Source organism: Oleiphilus sp. HI0123 (assembly GCF_001635315.1).
In genome coordinates this window covers 1-298 of sequence record NZ_LWGE01000988.1, presented here as the reverse complement: position 1 = coordinate 298, position 298 = coordinate 1, and the positions used below count along the sequence as shown (strand labels likewise).

Here is a 298-nt window from a genome sequence, read left to right as displayed (position 1 = left end):
GAACTCAAAACCCCGTATCGCAATGGCACAACCCATGTGATCTTCGAACCCATGGACTTCATGGCCAAGCTGGCTGCACTGGTACCCAAGCCGCGCGTCAACCTCACCCGATTCCACGGAGTCTTCGCACCGAACAGCAAACACCGTGTTCAGGTCACACCGGCTAAACGCGGAAAAAAGCCTGACAAACTAGAAGCAGCCGATACTGACTGGCTCGATAAGACCCCTGAAGAGCGGCACCATGCCATGACATGGATGCAGCGACTTAAGCGAGTCTTCAATATTGATATTGAGGTTT

1 protein-coding gene is annotated in these 298 nt (G+C 52.7%); it reads left to right on the top strand.

The features are described 5' to 3' along the window. A partial coding sequence (locus A3761_RS08505) for a transposase (RefSeq protein WP_197472985.1) occupies positions 1-298 on the top strand: 298 nt, incomplete at both ends.